General features: G+C 59.2%; 18 protein-coding genes and 1 riboswitch. Of the genes, 8 read left to right on the forward strand and 10 right to left on the reverse strand.

Annotation, left to right across the window (positions count from 1 at the left end):
* Position 1 precedes the first annotated feature (1 nt).
* Positions 2-430, reverse strand: a complete 429-nt coding sequence (locus tag FHX08_RS23465) for an Lrp/AsnC family transcriptional regulator (RefSeq protein ID WP_132655632.1) — start codon at positions 428-430, stop codon at positions 2-4.
* 131 nt (positions 431-561) lie between these two features.
* Here FHX08_RS23465 and rocF point away from each other — a divergent pair, with 131 nt between their 5' ends.
* The 4 genes from rocF to FHX08_RS23485 all read left to right on the forward strand — a co-directional run bounded on the left by rocF (position 562) and on the right by FHX08_RS23485 (position 5552).
* Positions 562-1497, forward strand: coding sequence for an arginase (gene rocF / locus FHX08_RS23470; protein ID WP_132655634.1), 936 nt, complete (start codon positions 562-564; stop codon positions 1495-1497).
* A 13-nt stretch (positions 1498-1510) separates the two neighbouring features.
* Positions 1511-2710 carry an ornithine--oxo-acid transaminase gene (gene rocD / locus FHX08_RS23475; RefSeq protein WP_132655636.1) on the forward strand — a complete coding sequence of 400 codons (1200 nt, stop codon included), beginning with the start codon at positions 1511-1513 and terminating at the stop codon, positions 2708-2710.
* A gap of 286 nt (positions 2711-2996) precedes the next feature.
* The gene (locus FHX08_RS23480) at positions 2997-3473 is read left to right on the forward strand and encodes a chemotaxis protein CheW (RefSeq protein WP_029868938.1); all 477 of its coding nucleotides are present in this window, start codon (positions 2997-2999) and stop codon (positions 3471-3473) included.
* A 318-nt stretch (positions 3474-3791) separates the two neighbouring features.
* Positions 3792-5552 (forward strand): methyl-accepting chemotaxis protein, encoded by a 1761-nt coding sequence (locus tag FHX08_RS23485; RefSeq protein ID WP_132655638.1) that lies wholly within the window; start codon positions 3792-3794, stop codon positions 5550-5552.
* Positions 5553-5655: 103 nt separating this feature from the next.
* Here the strand turns inward: FHX08_RS23485 and FHX08_RS23490 are convergent, their stop codons facing one another.
* The 9 genes from FHX08_RS23490 to soxR all read right to left on the reverse strand — a co-directional run bounded on the left by FHX08_RS23490 (position 5656) and on the right by soxR (position 14502).
* Positions 5656-5901, reverse strand: a complete 246-nt coding sequence (locus FHX08_RS23490; RefSeq protein ID WP_132655640.1) for a formate dehydrogenase subunit delta — start codon at positions 5899-5901, stop codon at positions 5656-5658.
* Positions 5891-6661 carry a formate dehydrogenase accessory sulfurtransferase FdhD gene (gene fdhD / locus FHX08_RS23495; protein WP_409527418.1) on the reverse strand — a complete coding sequence of 257 codons (771 nt, stop codon included), beginning with the start codon at positions 6659-6661 and terminating at the stop codon, positions 5891-5893. Before fdhD ends, FHX08_RS23490 begins: the two co-directional genes overlap by 11 nt.
* A gap of 56 nt (positions 6662-6717) precedes the next feature.
* Entirely contained in the window at positions 6718-9597 is a 2880-nt protein-coding gene (fdhF, locus tag FHX08_RS23500) for a formate dehydrogenase subunit alpha (protein WP_132655644.1), read from the reverse strand.
* A gap of 3 nt (positions 9598-9600) precedes the next feature.
* Entirely contained in the window at positions 9601-11157 is a 1557-nt protein-coding gene (locus tag FHX08_RS23505; protein WP_132655646.1) for a formate dehydrogenase beta subunit, read from the reverse strand.
* Complete coding sequence (locus tag FHX08_RS23510) at positions 11154-11633, reverse strand: formate dehydrogenase subunit gamma (RefSeq protein ID WP_132655648.1); 480 nt, start codon at positions 11631-11633, stop codon at positions 11154-11156. The genes FHX08_RS23505 and FHX08_RS23510 overlap by 4 nt, the downstream gene beginning before the upstream one ends.
* A gap of 135 nt (positions 11634-11768) precedes the next feature.
* Entirely contained in the window at positions 11769-12662 is an 894-nt protein-coding gene (locus FHX08_RS23515) for a LysR family transcriptional regulator (RefSeq protein ID WP_132655650.1), read from the reverse strand.
* A 72-nt stretch (positions 12663-12734) separates the two neighbouring features.
* On the reverse strand, positions 12735-13076 hold the full coding sequence (locus tag FHX08_RS23520; RefSeq protein ID WP_132655652.1) for a helix-turn-helix transcriptional regulator: 342 nt from the start codon (positions 13074-13076) through the stop codon (positions 12735-12737).
* 101 nt (positions 13077-13177) lie between these two features.
* Complete coding sequence (locus FHX08_RS23525; RefSeq protein WP_132655654.1) at positions 13178-13948, reverse strand: SDR family NAD(P)-dependent oxidoreductase; 771 nt, start codon at positions 13946-13948, stop codon at positions 13178-13180.
* Positions 13949-14037: 89 nt separating this feature from the next.
* Positions 14038-14502: a redox-sensitive transcriptional activator SoxR gene (gene soxR / locus FHX08_RS23530; RefSeq protein WP_132655656.1), complete on the reverse strand. Its 465-nt coding sequence runs from the start codon at positions 14500-14502 to the stop codon at positions 14038-14040.
* An 80-nt stretch (positions 14503-14582) separates the two neighbouring features.
* Here soxR and FHX08_RS23535 point away from each other — a divergent pair, with 80 nt between their 5' ends.
* The 4 genes from FHX08_RS23535 to FHX08_RS23550 all read left to right on the forward strand — a co-directional run bounded on the left by FHX08_RS23535 (position 14583) and on the right by FHX08_RS23550 (position 17679).
* Positions 14583-15158: an NADPH-dependent FMN reductase gene (locus FHX08_RS23535; RefSeq protein WP_132655658.1), complete on the forward strand. Its 576-nt coding sequence runs from the start codon at positions 14583-14585 to the stop codon at positions 15156-15158.
* A 250-nt stretch (positions 15159-15408) separates the two neighbouring features.
* Positions 15409-15522: riboswitch (TPP riboswitch) on the forward strand.
* Positions 15513-16121 (forward strand): YkoF family thiamine/hydroxymethylpyrimidine-binding protein, encoded by a 609-nt coding sequence (locus FHX08_RS23540; RefSeq protein WP_132655660.1) that lies wholly within the window; start codon positions 15513-15515, stop codon positions 16119-16121. Its footprint overlaps the riboswitch before it by 10 nt.
* 14 nt (positions 16122-16135) lie before the next feature.
* A complete protein-coding gene (locus FHX08_RS23545; RefSeq protein ID WP_132655662.1) occupies positions 16136-16927 on the forward strand; it encodes an ABC transporter permease in 792 nt (263 codons plus the stop codon).
* Entirely contained in the window at positions 16924-17679 is a 756-nt protein-coding gene (locus FHX08_RS23550) for an ABC transporter ATP-binding protein (RefSeq protein ID WP_132655664.1), read from the forward strand. Before FHX08_RS23545 ends, FHX08_RS23550 begins: the two co-directional genes overlap by 4 nt.

Here is a 17679-nt window from a genome sequence, read left to right on the forward strand (position 1 = left end):
CCTAGAAGCTTGCCTTGCTGGTCTTCAGGAGAATGTTGGTTTCGGTTGTATTGATGCCATCGATAAGGCGTATCCGGCGCAGCGTCTCGTCGAATGAGACGAGGTCGCGGTCTTCGAGTTCGGCAACGAAATCCCATTTGCCGTTGGTGCTGTGCAGCGCGCGCACCTGAGGCAGGCCGCGGAGCTGGTTTGCAACCTTATCGGCAAGCTTGCCGTGCACCTCGATCATGACGATCGCCCGAACGCCGGCCGAACGCGTCTCATGGCCGGTGCGGATGGTAAAGCCGGCGATCGTGCCGCTTTCGACCAGCCGGTCGATGCGCGCGGCAACCGTCGCTCGCGAGGCGCCCGTCAACGCAGCAAGCGAGGACACGGAGATTCGTGCATTGTGCCGAAGCGCACTCAGAAGCTCATTGTCGAGATCGTCCACGTTTTCACTTTGTCAAATTGGCTTTATCAATTTGCGTAATCATAGTCCATTTCTGGCACTTTTCCATCTATTTGCCGCCGCCACTTTATTCCACTATCGGCCAAAACAGGCCTCACAACGGAGCCCTAGGAATGGAAGCACAATCTCAATCTGTCACCCTCATCGGCGTCCCCCTTGAGGAAGGTTCGGGCCGCAGAGGCGCTGGCATGGGACCGACAGCATTGCGCATTGCAGGCGTCGACAAGGCGCTGATCGATCTTGGACACGACGTCATCGATGCAGGAGACATCAATGTCGTGCCGGCCAGAGATCTTCCCAACCATCCCAAGGCGCATAATCTTCGCACCGTTGGTGCCTTTACCCGCGCACTCGAAGCGGCGACCTACGACGCTGCGAAATCCGGCCGTTTCCCGCTGATCCTCGGCGGTGACCACAGCTTGTCCATGGGCAGCGTCTCCGGCATGGCACGTTATGCGGCCGAGCAGGGCCGGCCGCTCTTCGTTCTCTGGCTCGATGCTCATTCGGACTTCAATTCGCCCGAAACCTCACCGTCGGGCAACATTCACGGCATGCCGGTCGCCTTCTTCTGTGGTCTGGCGGAGCTTGCGGAAATCCTGCCAAAGGACCGTCCTCTGGTCGATCCAAAGAAGGTATTCCAGGTTGGTATCCGTTCGGTCGATGCTTCGGAACGGCAGGAAATCCGCAAGCATGGCGTCAACGTCTTCGACATGCGCTCACTCGACGAACAGGGCGTGGCTGTCATCCTTCGCCAGGTCCTGGAAACGGTCGAGAAGGCGAACGGCCTGCTGCATGTCAGTTTCGATGTCGATTTCCTGGATCCCGACTTTGCACCTGGCGTTGGCACCACCGTCCCGGGTGGTGCGACGTTCCGCGAGGCGCACCTGATCATGGAGATGCTGTCTGACAGCGGTCTCGTCTCCTCGCTCGATCTCGTCGAACTGAATCCTTTCCTTGATGACCGCGGCAAGAGCGCCCGCATCATGGTGGAGATGACGGCAAGTCTCTTCGGCCGCCGCATCTTCGATCGTCCTACACGCGCCGCATAAGGGAGCACCGGCCATGAACATCTCGTCAAACCTCATTGCCTCCGAACAGCGTCTTGGAGCCAATAATTACAAGCCGCTTGATGTGGTGCTGACGCGAGGTGAAGGTGTTCATGTCTGGGATACGGATGGCAAGCGCTACCTCGATTGCCTCTCGGCCTATTCCGCCGTCAATCAGGGCCACTGCCATCCGAAGATTCTCGCCGCCATGGTCGAACAGGCCAGCCGCCTGACACTCACCTCTCGCGCCTTCCGCAATGACCAGCTCGGATATCTCTACGAGGAACTGGCGGCATTGACCGGCTCCCATAAGATCCTGCCGATGAACTCCGGCGCGGAAGCCGTCGAGACTGCCATCAAAGCGGTCCGCAAATGGGGTTACGAGGTGAAGGGCGTGCCGGAAGGCATGGCGGAGATCATCGTTTGCGCCAATAATTTCCACGGCCGCACGCTGAGCATCATCAGCTTCTCGACCGATCCCGACGCCCGTACCGGCTTCGGACCGTATACGCCGGGCTTCCGCATCGTTCCCTTCGGCGATGCTGAAGCTCTCGCGGCGGCTATCAATACCAATACCGTCGCAGCTTTGATCGAACCGATCCAAGGCGAAGCCGGCGTCATCATTCCACCATCCGGTTACTTCACTCGCGTGCGCGAACTCTGCACGGCAAACAATGTCACGCTCATTCTCGACGAGATCCAGACGGGCCTCGGCCGCACCGGCAAGCTGCTTGCCGAAGAGCACGAGGGTATCGAAGCCGACGTGACGCTCATCGGCAAGGCGCTTTCGGGCGGCTTCTATCCGGTCTCGGCAGTACTTTCGAATTCGGAAGTGCTCGGTGTGCTCAAACCGGGTCAGCACGGTTCGACCTTTGGCGGCAATCCGCTCGCCTGTGCGGTCGCCCGCGCGGCACTGAAAGTATTGGTCGAGGAAGGGATGATCGAGAATGCCGAAAAAATGGGCGACTATTTCCTTGAAGGCCTGCGCTCCATCCGCTCCAACATCGTCAAGGATGTTCGCGGTCGCGGCCTGATGCTGGCAGTCGAACTGGAGCCGGAAGCTGGCGGCGCGCGGCAATATTGCTACGCGCTGAAAGATCTGGGGCTCCTCGCCAAGGACACGCACGACCACACGATTCGCTTTGCGCCGCCGCTCGTCATCACCCGCGAACAGGTTGACTGGGCTATGGAGCAGATCGAAAAAGTCCTCACTTAATGAATTCTTGCACACCAAGGACGGCGTCCGGCCGCCCGAGCCTGCTCAGTGTTTGGTCGACGGTACAGAGAGATACGGCAACATAGGCTTTCAATAACGGCTCAAACCTTTGCTATCTCGTCTCCCAATTTAGATTTGGGCAACACTCTTTCGCTAAGCTCACAAACAACCGTCGTAATGCTTCGCCGTATGGGAGGCATTACATGACGGCGGAAGGCAAAGCTCGTCAGCGCCAATGGTGGCGCATCCGCTTCTGCCCTGGCTTACGACAGTTGGGAAGAATTTAATGGCCACGATCAACTCCACTAGCTTCAGCGGCGACACGCTCGAAATCATTGCCTTCCGCCTGCACGATCAGGAATTCTGCGTGAAGACCACGACCATCCGCGAAATCCGCGGCTGGGCACCGTCGACACCGATCCCGCATTCTCCGGCAGACGTCATCGGTGTCATGAACCTGCGCGGTTCGGTCATCCCGATCATCGACCTCGCCTACAAGCTCGGCATGAAGAGCACCGTCGCTAATGAGCGCAGCGCCATTGTCGTCGCCGAAGTCCACAATATGGTCATCGGCATGCTGGTCGACCGCGTTTCCGACATCTTGACGATTTCTTCTAGCCAGGTGCAGCCGGTTCCCGAAGTGACCGCGTCCTTCGACCGCGCCTTCTGCGAAGGCATCATCGCTTCCGAAAACGGCATGATCTGCTTCCTGAACCTCGCAAAGATGTTCAAGGAAAACGAGACGGACGAGCTGGCGGCCTGATCGCCACGCCAAGCAGTTTGGAAAATAATTGAGATGAAGAACCGCCTCACAAGGGCGGTTTTTTGTTAACCGCTTCCTACACATGGACGAACTGTAATTTCCTCTCTAAAATATATATTTATTAGCACCTGCTTTTATACAGAAAATTTACCACCGCTGATCATCATCGGTTGTGAAGCATCAACCCGATACGATTTTTGATAGGCGGAAATGGCAGCCATCGCCCGGCTGCATTCCCACGCCGCGAACCCGTGCCTGTTTGGTCTTCTATTTCAGAGGTGAGCGCGAACAGACGCGCCATATTCAGAGGGGACGGGAATGTTTGGTCTATCATCCGATTCAAAATACGTTCTTGATGCCATTTCCAGGTCGCAGGCGATCATCGAATTCGACCTGGCCGGAAATGTTCTCACGGCGAACGAAAATTTCTGCAAGACGCTTGATTACAGTCTGGACGAGATCGCCGGCAAGCACCACAGCATGTTCTGCGAACCGGCCTATTCGGCAACCACCAGCTACCGGGATTTCTGGACCCGCCTCGGCCGCGGCGAATATGACGCTGGCACTTACAAGCGCTTGGCAAAAGGCGGTCGCGAGATCTGGATCCAGGCCTCCTACAACCCTGTCCTCAAGCACGGCAAACCTTTCAAGGTGGTGAAATTCGCCTCCGACATTACCGAGGCCAAGAAACGCGCCGTCGAGGACGCCGGCAAGCTCGATGCCATTTCGCGCTCGCAGGCCGTGATCGAATTTACTCCCACAGGCGACATACTCACGGCCAACGAAAACTTCTGCAATGGTCTTGGCTATTCGCTGTCGGAGATTGTTGGCAAGCATCACAGCATGTTCTGCGATCCCGCCTATGCCCGCAGCGACGAATACAAGCGGTTCTGGCCGCGGCTGGCGAAGGGCGAGTTCATTGCCAACGAATTCGTACGCTATGGCAAGGGCGGCAAGGAAATCTGGATCCAGGCAGCTTACAATCCGATCGCCGATGCAGATGGCAGAATCTATAAAGTTGTGAAGTTCGCAACCGACGTGACGCAACGCATGAGCGCGATTGCCCTTCTCGGCACCGCCTTGCGCCAGCTTTCCGAAGGCGATCTGACTCGGACTCTGGACACGGCTTTCGTGCCTTCGATGGAGCAGTTGCGTCACGATTTCAACGCGACGATCGACAAACTCTCCCGGACGATCAAGACCATCGGCGAGAACGCCATCGCTATCGCCGATAGTTCACGGGAGATCGGCTCGTCGGCAGACTCTTTCTCCAAGCGAACGGAACAACAGGCCGCCTCCGTCGAGGAAACGGCAGCTGCGCTGGAAGAGATCACCACCACAGTCAACGATTCCAGCCATCGTGCCGAAGAAGCCGGCCGTCTCATTGCACAGACGAAGCACGGCGCGGAACAATCCGGCACCGTCGTGCGCAAAGCGGTCGCGGCGATGGACCAGATCGAACAGTCCTCCCGCGAGATCACCAACATCATCGGCGTGATCGACGATATCGCCTTCCAGACCAACCTGCTGGCGCTCAATGCCGGCGTCGAGGCAGCACGTGCCGGCGAAGCCGGCAAGGGCTTTGCCGTCGTCGCCCAAGAGGTGCGTGAACTCGCCCAGCGCTCGGCGAGCGCGGCCAAGGAGATCAAGGCGCTAATCAACACATCGAGCGAACTCGTGAAAAACGGCGTGGGACTGGTCGGCCAAACCGGCAAGGCGCTGGAGGAAATCGTCGTTCAGGTCGCCAGCATCAATTCAAACGTCGTGGCGATCGTCGAGTCCTCGAAGGAGCAGGCGACCGGCCTCAAGGAGATCAATCAGGCCGTCAACACGCTCGACCAGGCAACACAACAGAACGCCGCGATGGTGGAGGAGAGCACAGCCGCCAGTCATAATCTCGCCGCAGAAGCCGATGCATTGCGGACGCTGCTCACGCAGTTTCAGCTCCCCGGCGGCAATATCGCCGCAACGCGGCACGCGGCAAAGCCAGCTGCCTCTCCGGCCCTGCATCTCGTTGCCCGCGTCCCGAGAGCCCACGGTGCAGCTGCTCCAGTCGCCGAAAGCTGGGAAGAATTCTGAACCAGTTTCAGTCGAATAGCGAGTGCCGCCGCAAAAGCGGCACGCGCTCTTACTGATGATAGCCTTTGGTCAGCAACCCGAAGAACCGCCCACCAATGTCGGTTTATCGAAGTGGCTGTTCTGCCGGCTCCGGTTTCCGGATCAGGGGCGCCGCCTTCAGCACGAGTGCGTCGAGGCTGTTATCTTCCTTTTCCAGGATTTCGAAGAGTTGCCGCCGCATGCGCGGCTCCCAAAATTTATTGATATGCGTCGCAACCCCTTGCACAGCTTCGCTTTCGGGCTGCGTCTTGAAAAAGGTTGCGATCTGGTTTGCCATATAAACAAGCTTGGTCTTGGTATCATGCGACATCGGCAATGTTTCCGGGCGACAGACGATGCGGGTGGGTGAAAATCTCGAAATCCTCGCCGCGCACGAGGGCGACAAGCGTCATGCCGGCTTCCTCGGCAGTGCCGATGGCAAGTGCCGTCGGCGCGGAAATGGCGATCAATACGGGCGCGCCGAGGATCGCCGTCTTCTGGACCATTTCGACGGAGAGGCGGCTGGTGACGGCGACGGCACCGGAAGAGCCCGTCTCTCCTGCCCGAACGACTGCGCCGCAGAGTTTGTCGAGCGCATTGTGCCGGCCGACATCCTCACGAACGGCAATCAGTCCCCTGCCAGAAACATAGAAACCCGCCCCATGAACCGCCCGCGTCTCGCGATGCAGCGGCTGGGACTCGTTGAGCGATGCAATCGCCCGCACGATATCGGCATGCGACAGCGACATCTCGGCGTTGGAAACGTCTGGCACGGTGCGAACTGCCTGCTCGATCGATTCAATGCCGCAAAGGCCGCAACCGACAGGTCCCGCCATGCTGCGCCGCCGCCGCCTCAAAGCATCTTCGACATCGTCGACAAGCGTCACCTGGATATCGATGCCCTTCTCGTCTTCGATGAGCTCGATACCGGCGATCTGGCTGCGGTCAGTGATGATGCCTTCCGTCAGGCTGAAGCCAACAGCAAAATCTTCGAGATCGGCGGGCGTGCCCATCATGACCGCATGCGAACTGCCGCCATAGGAAAAGGCGATCGGCACTTCCTCGGGCACGATACGCTCGCCGCGCATCATGACGCCGCCCTTGCGGACGACTTCCTTCACTGCTATGCGGGTCGTCCTCGCAATCATTATTCGGCAGCCTCCATCTTTTCGGCGATGCGGCGAGACTGGCGAGCCTGCTCGTCATATTCGATCTGCCAGTCGGACGGACCGTTAGAGAGCGAGACCTGGACTGCCGTCACCTTGTATTCCGGGCAGTTCGTCGCCCAGTCGGAGAAGTCTGTCGTAATCACGTTTGCCTGCGTATCCGGATGGTGGAAGGTCGTATAGACGACGCCGGGCGCCACGCGGTCGGTGATCAGCGCGCGAAGCGTCGTATCGCCCGAGCGGCTGCCGAGCTTTACCCAGTCGCCATCGCGGATGCCGCGCTGTTCGGCATCGTGTGGATGGATCTCCAGCCGGTCTTCTGCATGCCAGATCACGTTGTCGGTACGGCGCGTTTGCGCCCCGACATTATACTGGCTGAGGATACGGCCCGTGGTGAGAAGCAGCGGGAAGCGCGGACCGGTGCGCTCGTCGGTCGCCACATATTCCGTGCGGATGAACTTGCCCTTGCCGCGCACGAAGCCATCCACATGCATGATCGGCGACCCGAGCGGATGCGCTTCGTTGCACGGCCACTGAACCGAGCCGATCTTTTCGAGATAGTCATAAGAGACCAAAGCGAAACTCGGCGTCGTCGCGGCAATCTCGTCCATGATTTCGGACGGATGCGCATAGTGCCAGTCGAGGCCCATCGCCTGCGCCAGCTTCTGCGTCACTTCCCAGTCGGCATAGCCGTTGCGCGGCGTCATGACCTTGCGCACACGGTTGATACGGCGTTCTGCATTGGTGAAGGTGCCGTCCTTTTCCAGGAAGGTCGAGCCCGGCAGGAAGACGTGCGCATAGTTCGCCGTCTCATTGAGGAAAAGATCCTGCACGACGACACATTCCATGGCGGCAAGACCGGCGGCGACATGCTTGGTATCCGGATCGGACTGGAGGATGTCTTCCCCCTGGATGTAAATGCCCTTGAATGAACCGTCGACGGCAGCATCCAGCATGTTCGGGATGCGCAGGCCCGGCTCATTGCTGATTGTCACGCCCCAGAGCTTTTCAAAGATATCGCGCGTCGCGTCGTCGGAGATATGACGATAACCCGGAAGCTCGTGCGGGAAGGAACCCATGTCGCAAGAGCCCTGCACATTGTTCTGGCCACGCAGCGGGTTTACGCCGACGCCGGGACGACCGATATTGCCGGTCGCCATGGCGAGGTTGGCGATCGCCATGACGGTCGTCGAGCCCTGGCTGTGTTCGGTCACGCCGAGACCGTAATAGATGGCGCCATTGCCGCCGGTCGCATAGAGCCGGGCAGCGCCGCGCACATCTTCCGGCTTGACACCGGTGAATTTCTCCACGGCCTCGGGGCTGTGTTGCGGCTCGGCGACGAAAGCGGCCCAGTCCTCGAATTCCGACCAGTCGCAGCGCTCACGGATGAACTTCTCGTTAAAAAGCCCCTCAGTCACGATCACATGCGCCAGCGCTGTCATAACAGCGACGTTAGTGCCGGGTTTCAGCGGCAGATGGAAGGAGGCCTCGACGTGCGGCGAGCGAACGATATCGGTGCGACGCGGATCGATGACAATAAGCTTGGCGCCCTGCCGCAGCCGCTTCTTGAGACGCGAAGCGAAGACCGGATGACCATCGGTCGGGTTGGCGCCGATAATGACGACGACATCGGACTGCTCGACACTGTCGAAATCCTGCGTGCCGGCCGAGGTGCCGAAAGCCTGACCCAGTCCATAGCCTGTCGGCGAATGGCAGACGCGAGCGCATGTATCGACATTGTTGTTTCCGAAACCGGCACGGACCAGCTTCTGGACAAGATAAGTCTCTTCATTGGTGCAGCGAGACGACGTAATGCCGCCGATTGCATCGCGGCCATACTGATACTGGATGCGGCGAAACTCGGAAGCGACATGCGCATAGGCCTCCTCCCACGTCACCTCGCGCCAGGGATCCGTCACCTTTTCGCGGATCATCGGATTGAGGATGCGGTCCTTATGGGTTGAATAGCCGTAGGCAAAGCGGCCCTTGACGCAGGAATGGCCGCGGTTGGCTTGCCCATCCTTCCACGGCACCATGCGCACCAGCTCTTCGCCGCGCATTTCCGCCTTAAAAGAACAGCCGACGCCGCAATAAGCGCAGGTGGTGACGGCTGAATGTTCCGGCTGGCCGATGCGGATGACCGATTTTTCCGTCAGCGTCGCCGTCGGGCAGGCCTGCACGCAGGCGCCGCAGGAGACGCATTCCGACTCGACGAACTGCTCATGCATGCCGGGGGAAACGCAGGAATCGAAACCGCGTCCCTCGATCGTCAGCGCAAAGGTGCCTTGCACCTCTTCGCAGGCACGCACACAGCGGGAACAGACGATGCACTTTGACGGATCAAAGGTGAAGTACGGGTTGGATTCGTCCTTCGGCATCCATTTCAGATTGATCTCGCTATTGTTTCGAGCCTTGACGTGGTTGTCGCCGTCATAGCCGTAACGCACGTCGCGCAGACCAACGGCACCCGCCACATCCTGCAGCTCGCAGTCACCATTGGCCGCGCAGGTCAGACAGTCGAGCGGATGGTCAGAGATGTAGAGCTCCATGACGCCGCGGCGGATATTCTTCAGGCGCTCGGTCTGCGTGTGGACGATGATACCTGACGCCACCGGCGTGGTGCAGGAGGCAGGCGTTCCGTTGCGGCCATCGATTTCGATGAGACAGAGGCGGCAGGAACCGAAGGCATCAATCATGTCGGTCGCGCACAGCTTCGGCACCTCAATGCCGGCCTCCATCGAGGCGCGCATGATCGAGGTTCCCTCGGGAACCGTCACCTGCCGACCATCGATGGTCAGCGTCACCATCGTCTCGGATTTCGAGACCGGCGTTCCATAATCGATTTCGTGAACAAGAGACATCGTCTATTCCGCCGCTTCGATAAGAGGAGTCGGAGCAAAATCTTCAGGAAAATGCGTCATGGCGCTCACGACAGGATAGGGCGTAAAGCCACCGAGCGCACAGAGCGAACCGAATTTCATCGTATTGCAAAGATCGGCGAGCAGTTCGCGGTTCTTTTCCGGTTCGATGCCCTGCGCGATCTTGTCGGCCGTTTCGACGCCGCGTGTCGAGCCGATGCGGCAGGGCGTGCATTTGCCGCAGCTTTCCACCGCACAGAATTCCATCGCAAAGCGAGCCTGCTTCAGCATATCCGCTGTATCGTCGAAGATGACGAGGCCGGCGTGGCCAATCAGCCCGTCCTTGGCGGCGAAGGCTTCATAATCGAAAGGCGTATCGAAGAGCGCTCGTGGAAAATAGGCGCCAAGCGGCCCGCCCACTTGCACCGCCTTTACCGGCCGGCCGGATGCGGTACCGCCGCCAATCTTCTCGACGATATCGCCGAGCGAAAGGCCGAAGGCGGTTTCATAGAGGCCACCATATTGCACGTTGCCGGCGATTTGCAGCGGAATAGTGCCGCGCGACCGGCCCATGCCGAAATCGCGATAAAAGGCAGCCCCCTTGTCCAGGATCACAGGCACAGAGGCGAGCGAAATCACATTGTTGATGACGGTCGGGCAGTCAAACAGGCCTTTATGCGCCGGCAGCGGCGGCTTGGCGCGGACGACGCCGCGCTTGCCTTCAAGACTGTTCAGCAACGCCGTTTCTTCGCCGCAGACATAAGCGCCCGCACCCGTCCGGACTTCCATGTCGAATGCCTTGCCCGAGCCGAACACCGAGGCGCCGAGAATACCTGTCTTGCGGGCAACCTCCACCGCCTTGGTCATCGTGGCAATGGCATGCGGATATTCCGAACGTATGTAGACGAAGCCTTTCGTGGCACCGGTTGCAAGCCCGGCAATCGCCATGCCTTCGATCAGCACGAAGGGATCACCTTCCATGATCATCCGGTCGGCAAATGTACCGCTGTCACCTTCATCTGCATTGCAGACGATATATTTGCGAGGGCCAGGCGCATCAAGCACCGTCTTCCATTTGACGCCCGTCGGAAAACCTGCGCCGCCACGACCACGAAGACCGGAATCGATGACTTCCTTGACAATATCTCCAGGTTGCATCGAAACCGCACGGCGAAGACCCGCAAGCCCGCCATGGGCTTCATAATCCTCGAGCGAAAGCGGATCGATAATGCCGCAACGGGCGAAGGTGAGACGGGTCTGGCCTTTCAGGAATGGGAGGTCCTCGACCTGCCCAAGACAGAGCGCGTGTGCTCCGCCCTTCATCAATCCCGCGTCGAAGAGACCGGCAACATCCTTCGCCTTGACCGGCCCATAGCCGATCCGCTTTCCGGAAAGCTCGATCTCGACCAGCGGTTCGAGCCAGAACATTCCGCGCGAGCCGTTCCGAATGACAGTTGCATCGAGGCCGCGGGCAGCGATCTCTTGGGCAATCGCCTTTGCCACTTTCTCGGCCCCGAGTGACAGCGCCGCAGCATCGCGCGGAACATAAATCTTGACGGTCATCGGCGTGCCTCCTCGACGAGTTCGGCCGCCAGTTCATCATCTAGGCGGCCATACACTTCGCCGTCGAACATTGCGGATGGCGCGCAGGCACAGAGACCGAGACAATAGACAGGCTCCAGCGTGACGCTGCCGTCAGGGGTCGTCTGGTGGAAATCGATGCCGAGCAGGGCCTTGATTCGCTCGGCCAGCGCGGCGCCGCCCATCGATTGGCAGGCTTCGGCACGACAGAGCCTCAGCACATGTCGGCCGGCAGGGTGGTCGCGATAATCATGGTAGAAGGTCACGACGCCGTGGACTTCGGCACGGGATATATTGAGCTCATCTGCAATGACCGGTAGGGCCGCCTGCGGCACATAGCCGAACGCGTCCTGAATCTCATGGAGGATTGGAAGCAACGGACCTTCGAGGGAACGAAGACCGGCGACGATCGAGCGAACACGCTCGGCAATATCGCCCTCGGCGATCCGTATGTTCATCAGCAGCCCTCCCTACGGCTTGCATAGTCAGGAAACCGCAAAACCTCCCCATGTCCTTACGATTTCTATGGAACTGTCTCAGGGAAGAAGATTGCAATCAATAAAGCAGTCTCGTTGCTTGATAGTTTTTTTCTATCAAAGTTCCGCATCTTCGACGAGTCTTCTTGCTTCATGCAACAAGGCGGAGACGAGCGGCGTGAAGGGCTCGCGATAGGGAGCAACGAGGCCAACGAGATGGTGGGCCTCAGGCTCGACGATGGGAATCATCCGGATCTCAACGGGAAAACCAAATGATTTCGCGACGTTATGCGGCATGATACTTGCCCAGCGGCCCGTTCGCACATGTGAGAAGAGGACGATCATCGAGTTTGATTCAAGCGTCGGATGGACTGTCGCCCCCGCTTCGGTCAAATGCCGGTTGATGATACGCCGATTCTGCATGTCGGCCGTCAATAGACAAAGCCGAAGATTGCCCACTTCACGCCATGTCACACTCTCGCGATCCGAGAGCGGACTGCCGGCGGCTGTGATGAGATTGTAGCGTTCCGCGTAGAGCGGCACCGACGTGACGCGCCCGAGCGGCTCATTTTCCAGATAGGTAATCCCGGCATCAATCTCGAGATTTTCGAGCATGCTCAGTACCTGCAGCGAATTGCGCGAGACGATGGAGAAGGTGACGTCGGGATGCCGTTCCTGGAACGGGGTGGTGATCCGAGACAACATGGCGAGCGCGGTCGGGATGGAAGCCAGACGCAGATGGCCGGAAAGACCTCTGCGCGCGGCGCGCATTTCCTCCCGCATGGTACGCGTATCGCCGACGATACGCCGCGCCCATTCGAGCACGCGCTGTCCTTCCGGCGTCAATCCTTGAAAGCGCGAACCGCGCTGTACCAGCATAACGCCAAGCTGATCTTCAAGCTGGCGAATGGCGGCCGACAACGTGGGTTGAGAGATACCGCATTCCTCTGCCGCACGACCGAAATGTTTCTCGTTGGCAAGTGCGATGAAGAATTCCAGCTTGTCGATCATTCGGCCTCCCTACCGAATTCGGGACACGGCCTATCTTTGCGGCTTGTCGGCGGCTTCGCAAGGTCTGCGGGCTCAGCTCTTCTCGGCAACCTGGAAGAGACTGAAAAGCGATTCGAGGAAATCCAGAACGCTCTTATTGCCCATACTGTAATAGACGAGCCGCCCTTCCCGCCGCGTATTGACTAGGCCTTCGAGCCTCAGCCGCGCAAGCTGCTGCGACACCATAGCCTGCTGTATACCAAGGATATCCTCGATCTCACCGACGGTCTTTTCCCCTTCCGACAGGATGCAGAGGATGAGCAGTCGTGTCTGATGGGCTAACGCCTTCAGGAGATCACTCGCCTCGTGGGCTTTGTCAGCAAGCTTCTGCAAGTCCTGGCCGGTCATACCCAGCTTCGGTTTAGGCAATGGCATTTGCTTCTCGGAAGGAGGTAATAAGGTAGATCAGAACAATATCATATTCGCAGAAGCGAATTGGTCAAATGTCACGAAATACCAAAAAAAGTCCAAGCAAATCAGCAGATAAGCTGGCCGCCATTGATCTCCAAGACTTGACCGGTGATATATCCTGAGAGTGATGGAGCCGCCAGGAAGAGATAGGCTGGCGCACAATCCTCCGCTGTTCCGAGCCGTTGCAGAGGGATAGACTTGCGGGCCTGTTCCAGTTTTTCGCGCGATGAATAGCGTGCATGGAAATCGGTATCGATCGTTCCTGGCGAGACGCAATTGACCCTAATACCGTCGGGCGCGAGCTCCCGGGCGAGCGCCTTGGAATAGGTCGCAACGAAAGCCTTCGACGCGGAATAGATTGCAGAACCAGGGCTTCCGCCGGTCGACGCCGAAATCGAAACCGTATTGACGATGGCAGCACCCTGCGCCGCCCGCAGCGCGGGAAGCAGAGCCCGCGTCAACTCCACCACCGACGTCTGGTTGAGGCGCACGATAGTCTCGTACTCGATATCCGTAAGTTCTCCGGCCGGAAAACGCCCGTGCATCGTACCGGCATTGTTGACTAGGACATGCACGGCATCGAAGAATTCAAGCGCCTCCTCCGCGAACTTTGCCGCGCCGCCCGGATGCAGGAAATCCGCCGGCAGCAGCAGGGCGCGGCGCTCCGATTCGGCCGTCAGGAGAAAATCCGGCAGTTCGCGTTCTCCGCCGCGACCGGTGTGGACGAGAACGCGTGCCCCGCAATCGAGAAACTGGCGGGCGATTTCCAGGCCGATACCCCGGCCGGCGCCCGTTACAACGACATTGCGGTTCTCGAACAGTTTGGGATGAAACACGAAGCTCTCCTCTTTGCGGGACCGGCCCCGCTGCTTGCGCCATTCGGCCTTAACATATGAGGAGATCGGCCAAAAGAAAGCCCAGCGGCCTACACATCCGGGTCCAGAAGCCGTGCACCAGTTCCTTCTTTGCCGAGTATGTCGAAAGGATTGCGTAGCGGACAGGCGTCGATGGAGAGACACCCGCAGCCGATGCAGCTCGTCAGATGATCGCGCAGCAGGCTCAGCCGCTTGATGCGGGCATCGAGATCGTTCTTCCAGAGCGCCGACAGTCTCTGCCAATCCTCGACGGTTGGTGTGCGGCTCTGCGGCAGGGTTTCGAACGCAGTCTGGATTTCGGCAAGCGGAATGCCGACGCGCTGCGCCACTTTGATGATACCAAGGCGCCGCAGCACATCGCGACCATAGCGGCGCTGGTTGCCGCGAGTACGGATGCTCGAGATCAGCCCCTTCGCCTCATAGAAATGCAGGGCGGAAACCGCAAGTCCGCTGCGCTCTGCCACCTCACCCACTGTCAGAAGCTTGCTCAAGGAGAATGTCGGATTCTGTTGCATGACCTATTGACCTCAATATTAGTTGAGGTTTTATAGACTGCGCTCCTGAGGCCGTAAAGCGACGTGAAAAGGAGCTATATATGCAGGAGCCCATGAGGCTTGCCGTCATCTACGGCAGCACGCGCGAGGGACGCATCTGCGAGCGGGTGGTCAAATGGCTTGCAAGAGAGCTGGCCCGCTTTCCGCAATTCAAAATCGACATCATCGACCCACTGGCATTTTCGCTCCCGCGAGAGCACATACCGCATCATCCGGAGGCGAGACGGCTGGCAGACCATCTCAACCGGGCCGATAGCTTCATTCTCGTCACCCCGGAATATAATCACAGCTTCACCGCCTCCCTGAAGTTCCTCATCGATCTCTTCGCAGAGCCCTGGCACGGCAAGCCGATTGCCTTTGTCTGCTATGGCGGCGTGTCCGGCGGGCTGCGGGCGGTCGAGCAGCTTCGCCTCGTCTTTGCCGAGCTCCACGCCGTCACAATTTGCGATGCCGTGAGCTTCAATTCACCTTGGCGCCGTTTCGACGATGAAGGCCGGCTTCACGATCCGGAAGATGCCCTGCGCCGGCTCGCGCGCATGATGGCCCAGCTGCAATGGTGGACCGAGGCGCTAATCGCCGCCCGCAACGATAGTCCTTATGCCGGCGCAGCCGCCTGAGACGACGACATCTGGTTCCGTTTCTGGCAGGTACGGAACCGGCTGGACACCCGGACAGGACCTCCGTCCGGGTGTTTCCCTTTCGCACCCGAGGCATCTCCGAGCTTCGACCACGGAGCTGCCTGGATAGATTGATAGCCTACAATATTAATGTGGGCCGAGACGGCTTAGTCAGCACCTTCGTACCGACGGTGTAGCCGGATAGGAATTTTACGGTTGCGGTAGGGGCCACCCGGTGCTAGCTTCCGCCACAATTTCACAGGGGAGCTCCGTATTGTCGGGGCTGAGATGTGAGGCGCATGCCTCCGGACCCTTCAAAGCTGATCTGGGTAATGCCAGCGGAGCGAGGTTTAAATGTTTTCCGGCGCACAAGTGTCTCTATATCCGATGTCCGGCAATTTCGTCGGCATCATCTTAGACGCGATCAAGGCTCTCGATCCCTATCGCGATCGCCTTCGCATCGAGACGGACGATATTTCCACGCTGATGGTCGGCCCGCCCGACGTCTTGTTTGCCGCCATGTGCGACCTTTTCGTCTCGGCTGCGGCAAGCGGCGAGCACTGTGTCTTGTCGGCGGCCATCTCGCGTGGTTGCCCCGGCGGGCCGGATGATGCGATCTGCGGCGCCGGCCTGTCTTTCAGCCGGTCCGAACCCCTCGCCGAGCGGGTGGAAGCTGCAATCGCAGCGGTCAGAGACACCACTGTGACTGGGCAGCCGACGGTCGCCCAATTTTCTCTCTATGTTATGGGAACGGGCACCCACATGGACGAGATCTACGGCTGCATCGATTTCCTGAAGCGTTCGGGCACATTCGACCGCTCCAAGAATTTCTGCACCAAGCTGCGTGGTGATGCCGGCGCGATCTTCGCGACCATCCATGAAGCCTTCTATCGCTTCGGCGATCCTGAAGGCCATGTGACGCTGGATATCACGGTATCCGCTAACAGCCCGAGCAAAGCCTGAGACGCCTGACGGCAATGACCTTACCGAAACCGGAATCGACATTCGCGCCATTGAGGCGGGCCTTGCCCGCCATTCTTGCCGTGTTTGCTTTCCTCGCCATCTGGGAGATCTATGTCGATCTCTCCGGCATCAAGCCCTCCATCCTGCCTTCGCCCTCCCGCATCATCACGCAGGGCTGGTTGAACAGACAGGCACTGCTCGACAATACCTGGCCCACGCTCAGCGCAACACTCGGCGGTTTCGCCCTGTCGCTGGCTTTCGCCCTTGCCTCGTCAGTTCTGATGGATTTCGTACCCTTCATGCGCCGCGCGATGCTGCCGCTCTTTATCGTCAGCCAGACGCTGCCACTGGTCGCAATCGCGCCTCTCGTCGTGCTCTGGTTCGGTTTCGGTCTGCTGCCTAAACTTCTGCTCGTGGCCCTCGTCACCTTCTTTCCGCTGCTCGTCGCTCTGCTGCAGGGCTATGAATCGACGGACCGGGATATTGCTGAGCTTCTGAGCTCGATGAAGGCAAGCCGCTGGCGCATCTTCCGCCTGGCGAGGCTTCCCTCCGCCATGCCCTTTTTCTTCGCCGGCCTGCGCATCTCGATCACCTATGCCGTGGTTGGCGCCATCTTCGCCGAATATGCAGGCGCTGCCCGTGGCCTCGGGATCTATATTCTCAACGCCAAAAACAATTTCCGGCCGGATCTTGTGCTCGCCGCCGTCATCGTCAGTGCTCTCCTGACGCTCTGCCTCTTCGGCCTCACACTGGCGGCACAGCGCTTCGTCATGCCCTGGCAATCCCCTCCGGAGAAGCGCCGATGAGCGGGATGCTCGAACTCAAGAATGTCTCGAAGTCCTTCGATGGCATGGAGGTGCTGAAGGACATTTCCCTTCATATTGCCAGAGGTGAATTCGTCTCGATCGTCGGCCCATCCGGCTCCGGCAAGTCGACGATCCTCCGGCTGCTGACACAGGCGCTGCTCGCCGATGGAGGTGACATTCTCTTTGAAGACACCCCGCTTTCGCAAGCGGCACATGCCTTCGCCTTCATGCCGCAGCGCGATGCGCTGATGCCGTGGCGAAGCGTCATCGACAACGCGATCCTTGGCCTGGAAGTGCACGGCATGCGACGCAGCCAGGCGCGCGCCGTTGCTGCCCCGCTCTTCGAGCGCTTCGGCCTTGCCGGTTTCGAAAATCACTATCCCGCCGCCCTTTCCGGCGGCATGCGCCAGCGCGCAGCTCTGTTGCGCACGGTGATCCAGCGGCAGGACATGCTGTTGCTCGACGAGCCCTTCGGGGCGCTCGACGCCTTGACCCGCACCCAGATGCAGGAATGGCTGCAGGATATGTGGACCGATCACCGCTGGACGGCCCTGCTGATTACCCACGATGTGCGGGAGGCCGTTTTCCTGTCCGACCGCATCTATGTGCTTTCCGCCCGCCCGGCGACCGTGGTCAGGGAATTCGAGGTGCCGCTGAAAAGGCCGCGCACCCTCGCCGATATCGGCTCCCCGGCCGCTCAGGCGATCGAAATGGAAATTCTTCAAACACTGCTGCATCCGCAAAGAACCTGA

It is taken from the genome of Rhizobium sp. BK529 (assembly GCF_014194105.1).
In the GTDB taxonomy this organism is placed as follows: domain Bacteria; phylum Pseudomonadota; class Alphaproteobacteria; order Rhizobiales; family Rhizobiaceae; genus Rhizobium.